Origin of the sequence: Bradyrhizobium sp. STM 3843 (assembly GCF_000239815.1) — a bacterium.
Lineage (GTDB): Bacteria > Pseudomonadota > Alphaproteobacteria > Rhizobiales > Xanthobacteraceae > Bradyrhizobium.
In genome coordinates, this window is sequence record NZ_CAFK01000072.1 from 1 (window position 1) to 10,287 (window position 10,287).

The 10,287-nt window shown below is 64.5% G+C and carries 12 protein-coding genes; 8 read left to right on the plus strand and 4 right to left on the minus strand.

Going from position 1 to position 10,287, the window contains the following annotated elements; genetic code table 11:
* Positions 1 to 306, minus strand: a 306-nt coding sequence (locus tag BRAS3843_RS09885; RefSeq protein ID WP_035981281.1) for a GNAT family N-acetyltransferase, incomplete at its 3' end; no start/stop codon positions are given.
* 215 nt (positions 307 to 521) lie between these two features.
* On the opposite strand from BRAS3843_RS09885, the gene BRAS3843_RS09890 reads away from it, so the two are divergent.
* The 6 genes from BRAS3843_RS09890 to BRAS3843_RS09915 all read left to right on the plus strand — a co-directional run bounded on the left by BRAS3843_RS09890 (position 522) and on the right by BRAS3843_RS09915 (position 4,932).
* On the plus strand, positions 522 to 1,484 hold the full coding sequence (locus BRAS3843_RS09890; RefSeq protein WP_008968704.1) for a PDR/VanB family oxidoreductase: 963 nt from the start codon (positions 522 to 524) through the stop codon (positions 1,482 to 1,484).
* 23 nt (positions 1,485 to 1,507) lie between these two features.
* Positions 1,508 to 1,711, plus strand: a complete 204-nt coding sequence (locus BRAS3843_RS09895) for a hypothetical protein (protein WP_008968705.1) — start codon at positions 1,508 to 1,510, stop codon at positions 1,709 to 1,711.
* A 210-nt stretch (positions 1,712 to 1,921) separates the two neighbouring features.
* A complete protein-coding gene (locus BRAS3843_RS09900; RefSeq protein WP_008968706.1) occupies positions 1,922 to 3,553 on the plus strand; it encodes a nitroreductase family protein in 1,632 nt (543 codons plus the stop codon).
* A 65-nt stretch (positions 3,554 to 3,618) separates the two neighbouring features.
* Positions 3,619 to 4,353: an ankyrin repeat domain-containing protein gene (locus BRAS3843_RS09905; protein WP_008968707.1), complete on the plus strand. Its 735-nt coding sequence runs from the start codon at positions 3,619 to 3,621 to the stop codon at positions 4,351 to 4,353.
* A complete protein-coding gene (locus BRAS3843_RS09910; RefSeq protein ID WP_008968708.1) occupies positions 4,350 to 4,676 on the plus strand; it encodes a hypothetical protein in 327 nt (108 codons plus the stop codon). The genes BRAS3843_RS09905 and BRAS3843_RS09910 overlap by 4 nt, the downstream gene beginning before the upstream one ends.
* A gap of 10 nt (positions 4,677 to 4,686) precedes the next feature.
* On the plus strand, positions 4,687 to 4,932 hold the full coding sequence (locus tag BRAS3843_RS09915; protein WP_008968709.1) for a hypothetical protein: 246 nt from the start codon (positions 4,687 to 4,689) through the stop codon (positions 4,930 to 4,932).
* Between the two features lie 219 nt (positions 4,933 to 5,151).
* Here BRAS3843_RS09915 and BRAS3843_RS09920 read toward each other — a convergent pair whose 3' ends face one another.
* Positions 5,152 to 5,601, minus strand: coding sequence for a Rieske 2Fe-2S domain-containing protein (locus BRAS3843_RS09920; RefSeq protein WP_008968710.1), 450 nt, complete (start codon positions 5,599 to 5,601; stop codon positions 5,152 to 5,154).
* Between the two features lie 112 nt (positions 5,602 to 5,713).
* On the opposite strand from BRAS3843_RS09920, the gene BRAS3843_RS09925 reads away from it, so the two are divergent.
* Positions 5,714 to 6,352 (plus strand): glutathione S-transferase C-terminal domain-containing protein, encoded by a 639-nt coding sequence (locus BRAS3843_RS09925; RefSeq protein WP_008968711.1) that lies wholly within the window; start codon positions 5,714 to 5,716, stop codon positions 6,350 to 6,352.
* Between the two features lie 10 nt (positions 6,353 to 6,362).
* On the opposite strand, the gene BRAS3843_RS09930 is transcribed toward BRAS3843_RS09925, so the two are convergent.
* Both BRAS3843_RS09930 and BRAS3843_RS09935 read right to left on the minus strand, forming a co-directional pair.
* Positions 6,363 to 8,084, minus strand: a complete 1,722-nt coding sequence (locus tag BRAS3843_RS09930) for an ATP-binding protein (protein WP_035981278.1) — start codon at positions 8,082 to 8,084, stop codon at positions 6,363 to 6,365.
* Positions 8,085 to 8,112: 28 nt separating this feature from the next.
* Positions 8,113 to 9,735 (minus strand): FAD-dependent oxidoreductase, encoded by a 1,623-nt coding sequence (locus BRAS3843_RS09935; protein ID WP_035981280.1) that lies wholly within the window; start codon positions 9,733 to 9,735, stop codon positions 8,113 to 8,115.
* A 119-nt stretch (positions 9,736 to 9,854) separates the two neighbouring features.
* Here BRAS3843_RS09935 and BRAS3843_RS09940 point away from each other — a divergent pair, with 119 nt between their 5' ends.
* The gene (locus BRAS3843_RS09940) at positions 9,855 to 10,265 is read left to right on the plus strand and encodes a nuclear transport factor 2 family protein (RefSeq protein WP_035981282.1); all 411 of its coding nucleotides are present in this window, start codon (positions 9,855 to 9,857) and stop codon (positions 10,263 to 10,265) included.
* The last annotated feature ends 22 nt before the right edge of the window (positions 10,266 to 10,287 follow it).

Consider the following 10,287-nt stretch of genomic DNA (forward strand, 5'->3'; position numbering starts at 1 on the left):
CGCGTGCCGGGCCATCTGCCGTATCAATTTTTGGCCCACGCGGCGACCTCGCCACTGCGGATCGACATAGAGCCACTTCATCATCAGAAGCGGCCGCAACGTATGCATGAACGGAATTTCGTAGTGAACCGCCATCCCCGCGAGGGCATCGCCGCCTGCATCCGCGACGTAAGCGCCGAACTCGGGCCGCTCCCCGAAGCCGCGGCGCACCAGCTCCGCCTCGGTGAGATTGAAATCCTGACCACGTTCGAAGCTGACGATGCCGTGCATGAGCCGAAGCAGCTCGGGCGCGTCGCGCTCCTCCATCGGCCGTATCGTGAGTGCGGTTGTCGGCTGCGGATGGGAGCTTGCGGTCGTTTCCATGGAAAGCACCATTGACGAGGAGTGACGACCGCCTTCTACGCAAACAGGTCGCATGCGTCGAGGTCGCGACCCATTGCCGTTGCTCTTCGGGGCCAAACCGCCTTTGGCCCCCTCCTTGCATCGCCTCCCTCAGCCGGCTGGCATGATGGAGTGGAGCAATGACGGACGCCCTGCACACGGTGGTCGTGGCCAGAAAGGCCATCGAGGCCTACAACATGGCCTCGTTCGAACTCGTCCCAGCAGACGATCAGCCGTTGCCCGGCTTTACCCCGGGCAGCCATATCGACGTGACGTTGCCGAACGGGCTGGTGCGGCAATATTCGCTGCTCAACAGCGCATCCGAGCGCAACCGCTACTGCATCGGCGTCTGGAAGGACGCCAACAGCCGCGGCGGCTCGAAGACACTGCATATCGACATCAATGAAGGTGACCGGCTGCAGGTCAGCCGTCCGCGCAACCGCTTCAAGATTCCGAAGACCACGACGCGCGCGCTGCTGCTGGCGCGCGGCATCGGTGTCACGCCGATGCTCAGCATTGCCGACACATTGAAGGCGAAGAACATTCCGTTCGAGCTGCATTACGTGTTCGCGCTGATGTCGCCGGATTCCTTCCGTGCCACCATCGAGGCGTCCGCCTTCGCGGAAAGCACTATGTTTTACAAGGAATCCAGCGAGGACAATCAGCTGCTGAAGCCCGCCACCGTGCTCGCCGACCGCCCTGAGGACACGCAACTCTTCATCTGCGGCGTCGACTGGTGGCAGGACCCGATCATTGCGCTCGCCAAGCAGAAGGGCTTTGCCGAGGAGCGCATCCATGTCGAACGCTTCACCGCCAAGGCGGCTGCGGCGCTGCTCGACAAGGTGTTCGAGGTCAAGATCGCCTCGACCGGCGCGACCTTCAAGATCCCCGGCGACAAGAGCGTCACTGCATACCTGGAGGAGAACGGCGTGAAGATCGCGACCTCGTGCGAGCAAGGGATGTGCGGCACCTGCAAGACCAAGGTGGTGGAGGGCGAGGTCGAGCATCGCGACAAGCGCCTCTCTGCCGACCAGCGCGCGCAGGGCTATTTCCTGCCCTGCGTCTCGCGTGCGAAGGGCGACACGCTGGTGTTGGATTTGTGACAGCGGCGACGGAGCCGCGACCTATGGCGACCGAGAGCGACCATTGGCAGACCGCATGGATCATCGCCGAACAATATGGTGCTGATGGCGCGGCCTTTGCCGGCCAGATGGCGCTGAGCTTCAAGATCGGCCACAAGCTCGATGCACACCGGACCTGGCTCTCGATCAAGGCCAAGGTGGAAGCCCTCACCTCGCACGATCGATCCGAGCCTGTGATGAAGCAATGAGGGGCGCGATGTCCTGATTCGGACAGAGCGGCCAGCCCTGTCCGAAATCCGACAAAGCTAACCTCCTCCCGCAGACGGATTCTTGCACCCGTCCCGCAGATGGTCCCCACGGCGTCGGGAATAGAACTTGCTACATCGTGAGCGGCCGGACGGCGGCCGCGAACCGCGAGCGGGCGCGCTGCGCGCACGCTTTGGGAGAGGATTTATTGCGTGCCGACTTCCTTTGCACCACAGCCCGCGACGGGTGCCGAGATCGCGTTGAGCTATCATGCCCGTACCAAGCACAGCCTCAAGCGCTATGCGGCGGGCCCGGAGACGCTGGACTGGGACGCGCAGCCCAACCCGTTCCGCGAGTTCGCCGGCAGCCCGCGGACGGCGCTGCCGCTGACGTCAGATCGGCTCGCGACCACGTTCGCGCAGCTCTATGGAGCGACGACTCCGCCCGCGGCGCTCACGACCGACACCATCGCCTTGCTGCTCGAACTCTCGTTCGGCCTGTCCGCCTGGAAGGAGCTGGGTCCCGACCGCTGGGCGCTGCGCTGCAATCCCTCCAGCGGCAATCTGCATCCGACCGAAGCCTATCTGATGGCTGCGGGCATCGCCGGTCTCGACGACGGTCTCTATCACTATGTCAGCCGCGATCACGTCCTGGAGCAGCGCTGCCGGCGCGAGAGATCATCGCAAGGACCGTCGCGGCTCTGGCTCGGCCTGTCGTCGATCCATTGGCGCGAGGCCTGGAAATATGGCGAGCGCGCCTTCCGCTATTGCCAACTCGATATCGGCCATGCGCTCGGCGCCATCGCCTATGCTGCGGCCGCGCTCGGCTGGCAGGCGCGGGTAATCGAAGACATCGACAGCGCGACGCTGGCGGCCACGAAGGGTCTCGATCGCGCGGCCGATTTTGCAGGCGTCGAAGCGGAAGATGCCGATCTGTTGCTCGCGATCGAGCCACGCGGCGCCGAGCACGCGGTCACGCCGCCCTGTCCTTACACGGCGGCAGATCATTGGAGCGGGCAGGCCAACCGGCTCGATCGGCATCCGCTCTATCGCTGGCCGGTGATCTCGGAGATCAGTGCAGCCACGACCGGCCAAGGTCGCGACGTTGCTGAAGCGCCGATGAGTTGTCCGCCATTGCCGGTCGCATCGGAGATCCGCGCCGCTGAGATCATCCTGGGCCGGCGCAGCGCGCAGCGTTTCGACGCCAAATTCACGATGCGTGGCGATCAGTTCTATCGAATGCTCGATACGTTGCTGCCGCGCAAGATCCTGCCATGGGACGTTTGGACGTTTGCTCCCCGACTGCATCCGGTGGTGTTCGTGCACCGGGTCGAGGGTTTCGCGCCCGGCGTCTATGCGCTGCCGCGACATGCCAGGGCCGAGCAAGCGCTGCGGCGGGCGTTGCGCGCAGACTTCGACTGGGAGCGCGTCGACGGCGCGCCTGCGTATCTACCGTTGTATCGGCTGCTGCCGACCGACGGCCGCGGCGTGATCAGAACCGCGAGCTGCCATCAGGCGATCGCCGGCGACAGCTGCTTTGCAGTCGCGATGCTCGCCGAGTTCGAAGAACCCGTCAGCACCAATCCCTGGCGTTACCGGCAGCTGCACTGGGAAGCCGGACTGCTCGGCCAGGTGCTGTACCTCGAGGCCGAAGCGGTCGGCCTGCGCGGCACCGGCATCGGCTGCTTCTTTGACGATTCCGTGCACGAGATGCTCGGCATCACGACGCAGAGGTTTCAGACCATCTATCACTTCACCGTCGGCCGCGCGCTGACCGACAGCCGGATCACGACGCTCGCGGCTTATCCCGGCCGCACGCGCAACGAAGCGGGAGTTTTGCCATGAGACCGCGCATTCCCTGCCAGCGCATCGATGTCGGCTTCGCGTCGGAGCTCTTGCAGCGCGACGACGTGCTGCGCTTCGACGTCCGTGATGCGGCTTCGTTTGCGCAAGCCCATATCATCGGCGCGCAGCATCTCACCCAGCGCAACCTGTCGCAGCTGATCACCGCAACGAACAGACGCACGCCGATCCTGATCTATTGCTATCACGGCAACGCCAGCCAGGAATACGCCCAGACCTTCTCCGACTTCGGCTTCACAGAGGTCTACAGCCTCGATGGCGGCTATGAGGCCTGGCGGCTGCATACTCCGGCCAGCACAGCTGCGACCGTGAACGAGACGCTGGCGCGCTGGCTCGATGCGCAAGGCTTTCCGCAAGATGACGTCAATGCCACGGTTGCCAACCGCACCACACCGCTGATGAAGGCAGCGCATCTCGGGAACGTGGCGGTGCTGCGCGAGCTGCTGGCGGCGGGCGCTACGATTGCCGCCACCAATGCCGACGGTAACAATGCGCTGTGGCTCGCCTGCGTCGGCAACCATTTCGATATCATCGATGTGCTCACCGAAGCCGGCATCGATATCGATAATCGCAACGACAATGGCGCCACCGCGCTGATGTATGCCGCGTCCTCGGGTAAGGCCGAAGTGGTCGCGCTTCTGCTGGCCAAGGGCGCCGCGACCGCCACCGAGACGCTGGACGGGTTTACCGCGCTCGACATGGCCGCTTCGCTGGAATGCCTGACGCTGCTCCGGCGTGCGACGCGAGCAGACGCGCCGGCGGTGCGCGGGGCAAGCGCATGAGCGTCATCGAGCACGATTTCGGCCTCAAGCAGCGCGAGAGCGAACGGCGTTTCCGCAAGCTGTTGAGCCTCGATGCGCTGCACGAGGCCAATGTGCGCGCCAATCCGGTGCCCTATCTCGAGCGCGCCAGCGAGCGGATCTATCAGCTCGAGAAGGCGCTGTTCGACGCGCTGCAGGCGGCAACGCTGCAGGCCGATGACTCAGCAGATACCATCACGGTCAGCAAAGCGGACTATCAGCGGCTCCTGAACTGCCGCGCCATCGTCGCGGCAGCGTTCGACGGTCTCGTTTCGGACGATAATGAAAACCCAGCTCAGGATTAGGAGAATTGCGATGTCGGAGCCGACCGGCTTTTTCGTCGATTGGGACGGCAATCTGCGCAGCACCGCCGATCCCGGCGGCGGCTACCTCTGCGAGACCGACACGGTCGCCCGTTATGTCGCCATCACCACCAAGACCGGCACCCTGGTGCACGAGGCGACCTATTTCAAGAGCATCGACGCTGTCGAGAAGGCCGGCATCAAGGCCCCGCTCGTTCCCGGGAGTCATCCATGGGGGAAGAAGGAGGATGGGTTCTAGGGCGCATCTGGGAGTTAGTCTCTGGCTCGCGCATTGCGGGCGGTGTGCTCCCTCTGCCCGCTTGCGGGGAGAGGGTTGGGGTGAGGGGGAGTCTCGGAAGACCGAATTCCTGGAGAGTCCCCCTCACCCGGATTGCATCTTCGATGCAATCCGACCTCTCCCCCGCGAGCGGGGCGGGGTGACAGCCGAGCAAGCGGCGAGATCTGGACATAGCAGCCACTAGTCCGGATGAATCATGATCTCCATGGTCTCGTCGGGATCTTCGAACGGATCGGGGATTCCGTCGTCCTCGACCAGCGTGACGCCGCAAAGACAGACATCACCGTCGACCACGGCGAGCGCGATCGGCTCGAGGCTTGCTCCCTTGCAAGGACCGTCGACGCAGGCGCCGCTCTCGATCTCGAAGCTGGCGCCGTGACGGCCGCATGCCAGCAGGCTGCGGTCCTCGTTAAAGAACTGTCCGCTGCCGATATTGAGCCACTTGCCCTCATGCGGGCAGGAATTCACGTAACCGACAAAGCCGCCGGCGGCGGTCTGAATGATCACGATCGGAAACGGCCGCGCCTCGCCATTGTCGCCGATCCGCGACAGGCTGAAGGCCCTGGCCTCGCCCGGCGCGATGCTCCTGGCGGAACAAATAACGAAGACCTCCGGCTCGCGGGGTGTCATGGCGCTCTCTTCCAGTATTTCACGACAGAGACAACTGCAACGATCCTTGCATGAAGCATGCCGTATGGCGCGAATTCGTATGCATGTCGGGAAGCGGACAAGAACGGCTATGATGAAATTCTACATGACGCCCGGCTCGTGCTCGACCGGCATCCACATCATCCTCGAAGAGCTGGAGGAGGTGTTCGAGGCCCATATCGTCAACCTGCCGGCCGGCGACAATTTCAAGCCGGACTATATGGCGATCAATCCGAAAGCGACCATACCGGCGTTGGTGCGCGACGATGGCAGCGTGCTCACCGAGGTTCCGGCGATCGCCTATTGGCTCGGGCGGACGCGACGGCGCGGCAAGCTCTGGTCTGGCGATGTCGAGACAGAAACCCGGCTGATCGAGGCCATGACCTACATCGCCGGCACGGTGCACGGCCATGGTTTCGCACGCATCTTCGCTACCCCCACCTTCAGCCGCAATGAAGCCGATCAGGACTCCGTGCGTGCGCTCGGACGCAACATCGTGATGAAGGGTTTTGCGATCCTGAACAAGATGCTCGATGAGCGCCCCTATCTGGGCGGCGACTTCACCGTCGCCGATCCGATCCTGTTCTATGTCGAATTCTGGGCCGACAAGACCGGCATCCCCCTCCCCGCCAACCTCGCGGCGCACTACCAACGGATGCTGGCACGCCCCGTCGTGCAGCGGGTGCTGCGCGAGGAAGGCTACAATCCGGCGACGCTTGGCCAATCCGTGTAGACAGGCCCGCTCACTCCGCCGCTTCCGCCGCGAGCGGCGCGTGATCGCCGAGATCGATGCCGCGGAAGATCGCACAGCGCCGGAATACGTCGATGCCCGGCCGCACACCTTTGTGGTGGCAGTATTTGGCGACCAGTTTCGCCAAGCCCTTGATGTCGCGGCCGGAGGCGGCCGGAAACGTCTCGACCAATATATCGACCAGCTCGGCGTCGACCCTGAGCCCGAACTGCTCGCTCATCACGCGCCAGATGCGCCGGCGCGCCTCGGCATCCGGCGAACTGAACTTGATCAGCGCGATGCACCGCGAGACGATCGCCTCGTCGATATCGTCGATCCGGTTGGTGGTCAGGAACAACAAGCCGTTGAAATATTCGAGCACGCGCAGGAACACGCCGACGACCGCGTTCATCGTCATGTCGTCCTCGCGCCGCTTGATGTAGACGTCGGCCTCGTCGATCAGCATGACGGCGCCCCAGCGCTGCGCGCGTGTCAGCGCCTCCTTCAGCGCGTTCTCCATCGCCGCGACATTGAGCCCGAGCTGGCCGGAGTGCACCCGGTACAGCGGCCGACCGATGATCTCGGCGTAGACTTCGGCAGTCAGCGTCTTGCCGACCCCGGGCGGGCCGGCGCACAGCACTGTGGTGCCGCCGGACTTGCCGGCAACGATGTCATCCATCAGCAGATCCATCTCGGCGGTGAGGATGTCGATCAGGTCGGTCTGCTCTTCCGGCAGCACCAGCTTCTGCTTGAGATCCGGCTGATAGGCATAGGACTCCATGTCGTCGGCATGCACCCAGAGATAATGGTGCAGCTCGAGATGGAACATCAGCATGTAGGGATGCACCGGAATGCGGCTGAACAGCCCCTTCGGAATGGCTGCCCTGGATTGCTCGACCTCTTCCTCGGCGTCGTAGAGATTGCTCTTGGCCGCCTTGCGCAGATATTGCCCAAGGATGTCGCCGGTGACTTCCAAGGTCAGCGCCCGCTCGGTCAGAATGCCTTCGTCATTGACCAGCCGCGCGCTGCCGCCGCCGGACGACAGCACGATCACATCCTTGCGCGACCAGTCCATGTCGCGATGCGACGAGTTCGGATCATCGGCGAAGAAGCCGGTGCCGCGACCCGAGAATTGCGCGCCATAGCGGCCGCGCCAGGCGAAATAGCGCTCGGCGGTCTCGTCATAGGCTGCGATCAGTTCGGGCGTTTCCTTGAGAAAGCCCTTGGCGGCGAAGATCTCCGCCACCGTCCTGCCGACGATGTCGCCGGCGGAAATTCGCAACGTCGCGGTCGTGATCGCGCCCTTGGCGTTGGCCTTCAGCTCGATGAAGACGCGGCCGGCCTCGTCGTTCGAGGGCGCCGTATAGTCGAGCCGGGTCACCACATAAGGCAACGGCCGGCTCGCAACATTGGCGGTGAACATCCAGCCGCGGATCGCGTTCGCGATCAGGTAACGGGCAATCGCCGGCAGCACGGCCTCGAGCTCGTTCTCCGCGAAACGCGTGCTGGTGTCAGCAAAGGCGCGCTGCAGGGTCGCAATATGCGCGGCGCGGGCGTGGAATTCGGGCCCGGCCTTCTGATACAGGCTACGCAGGACGTCGAGCTCGGCCGGCGCAAGCTGCGCGAAGTCGACCTCGACCTTCTCGCCGAACCGGAGCTGCTCCTTCAGCGATGTCAGATGCGGAAACGCCGCGCTCATGGCCTCGATATGGGACCGCTCGATCTGCAACTTCATACGCGACGCGCCTTCGGTCTGCCTGAGTTCATGATGACACGCCGCTCGGCTGTCGCGCCGCGGCCTCCGCCTTCGCGAGCAGCACGCGATTGGCCGCCAGCGAGAACTCCTGCCAGGCGGCGGCGATGTCGCGCAGGATCGTCTGCACATAATCTTTCGACGGCTTGTGCTCGTGCGGGAAGTTCGATAGCGCACAGGAGGTTCGGTTGAAGGCGACCGCATCGTCCAGCAGCGACTGCATGACGTCGCGGAACGGCTTCTGCACCTCCGGTGTCAGCGCGGAACGGCCACGCTCGACCGCAACGCCGCGCATGTCGAAGGTCAGCGCCTCGATCACCTGCAATGCCGCTGCGAACACGGCTTCCATCGCGCCGAGAACAGCAAGCTGCGTCAGCTGCTCGCGCTGCTGCGTGGCAAGACTGCGATTGAGCCGGGCGCGATAATCGTCGAAAGCCGCATCGCGCTGCGCGGCGACCCAGGAGGCGAACCAGGCGAGGCTGGCGTCATTGCCTGACAGCTTGGCATCGACGGCGATCTGTCCGCGCCTCGTGCTGCCCTCGCCCGTTCCGCTCGTCCGCGCCAGTGCACGTTCGATGCGCCGTGCGGCGTTCACCGCCCCTTCGAGATAGCCGGCGGCATGGCTGGCGGTCTCGGCGGCGCCGAGATGGAGCCGGCCGTCCCACAATGCCCGGCGCAGCATCGGATTGGCGATCTCGATATGCTCGCTGCGCGGCTCGGCGCGATCCGCGGCGCTGCAGGTGAAGCGCTCGCTCGCCCAGTCCTGGTAGTGCTGCTCGCCGCCGTCGAGCGCCGAACCGAACAGCTGCACCATCTGGCTCGCCATCAGCATCGGCAGCCCGACGGCGAAGGTCTCGCGCAGCTCCGGCGGAAACGCCAGGAAGCCGCCGAGCGCGGCCTTGGCACCGTCGCCGTCGCAGGCATCGAAGATCTCGCCGACCACGGCCTGCTCATGGCTGACGAAGGCGTTGCCGGATTGGCCCTTGTCGCGCCAATGCGCGCGGTCATAGGCGATGGCGACCTTGGCCTGCGCGGCCATCCAGGTTGCTGCATTGTGCATCGCTTCCGACGTCGCATCGTCGAGCTCGGGCGAAAATCCGACGTGATCGGTCAGCAATCGCGGCGGCACCGCCAGGACCGCCCGCTTTGCATCGACGACCACTGACTCGGTTGCGGTCGCAAAGACGAGCCGGACATGCGTCACGCAGTCGATGATGCGCGTCAGCTGATAGCCGAGATGCACGCGCTCGTTCGGCAGTTCGTCCGCCAGCGCCGCGACCAGGCTCGCCATGCCGCCCTGCAAGCGCTGTGCGCCCTGGTGGATCGGCGGTCCATTGATCTGCTCGGCCGCCTTATCGGCCTCGGTCAGATGCAACACCGTGCCATCGTCATGCTGGGGGAAATAAGCGAGCCCCAGTTCGGTGATCAGGCTCGTCAGCAGCGGCTGCGTGTCCGGCCAGAACCAGGTCGGACCGAGGTCGAGCGCCAGCCCCGAGCCGGCCGTGACCGACAGGATGCGTCCGCCGAGCCTGTGTCGGGCTTCGAACAACGCAAACGTCGTTCCCCCCTGCTGCAGGCTGCGCGCGAGTGCCAATCCGCACAATCCACCCCCGACAATGGCCGTTTCGAGCATGCTCAGACCTCGCCATGATGCGTTGCGACAAGGTCTTGCAAGATTCGCGCAAAGCGCGGCGCGCATCGCCGGTCCAATTGCCGCTTGATTTCCGCATCAGCTTGGCTCACGCCATGACGATGAGTGAGGTCAGCGACATCATTGCCGCCAATGCGGCCTTCTACACGGCTTTCGCGGCTGGCGATTTTGCCGCGCTTGCCGCGCTCTGGGCCGATCAGGAGACCATCTCCTGCATTCACCCGGGCTGGCCGGCCATCGTCGGCCGCATGTCGGTGATCGGCAGCTGGCGTGAGATCCTCAACAATCCGGCGCGACCGCAGATCGTCTGCGCCGAGCCCTATGCGATCGTCGACGGCGATCACGGACGCGTCATCTGCATCGAGCTCGTCGACGGGGCGCCGCTCGCGGCCACCAATTATTTCCGTCATATCGATGGCGCCTGGCGTCTGGTGCACCACCAATCGAGCGCCATTGCGCAATTCGCCGCAGGCGCGGACGACCCGACCGAGCACGGCCGCAGCATCCACTGATTCCTACTGCGTCATAACCGTC

Excerpts from the sequence above, each read along its gene's own strand:
- BRAS3843_RS09890 (WP_008968704.1), top strand. The coding sequence starts at position 522 with ATGACGGACGCCCTGCACACGGTGGTCGTGGCCAGAAAGGCCATCGAG.
- BRAS3843_RS09910 (WP_008968708.1), top strand. The coding sequence starts at position 4,350 with ATGAGCGTCATCGAGCACGATTTCGGCCTCAAGCAGCGCGAGAGCGAA.
- BRAS3843_RS09915 (WP_008968709.1), top strand. The coding sequence starts at position 4,687 with ATGTCGGAGCCGACCGGCTTTTTCGTCGATTGGGACGGCAATCTGCGC.
- BRAS3843_RS09935 (WP_035981280.1), bottom strand. The coding sequence starts at position 9,735 with ATGCTCGAAACGGCCATTGTCGGGGGTGGATTGTGCGGATTGGCACTC.
- BRAS3843_RS09940 (WP_035981282.1), top strand. The coding sequence starts at position 9,855 with ATGAGTGAGGTCAGCGACATCATTGCCGCCAATGCGGCCTTCTACACG.
- BRAS3843_RS09930 (WP_035981278.1), bottom strand. The coding sequence starts at position 8,084 with ATGAAGTTGCAGATCGAGCGGTCCCATATCGAGGCCATGAGCGCGGCG.
- BRAS3843_RS09920 (WP_008968710.1), bottom strand. The coding sequence starts at position 5,601 with ATGACACCCCGCGAGCCGGAGGTCTTCGTTATTTGTTCCGCCAGGAGC.
- BRAS3843_RS09895 (WP_008968705.1), top strand. The coding sequence starts at position 1,508 with ATGGCGACCGAGAGCGACCATTGGCAGACCGCATGGATCATCGCCGAA.
- BRAS3843_RS09925 (WP_008968711.1), top strand. The coding sequence starts at position 5,714 with ATGAAATTCTACATGACGCCCGGCTCGTGCTCGACCGGCATCCACATC.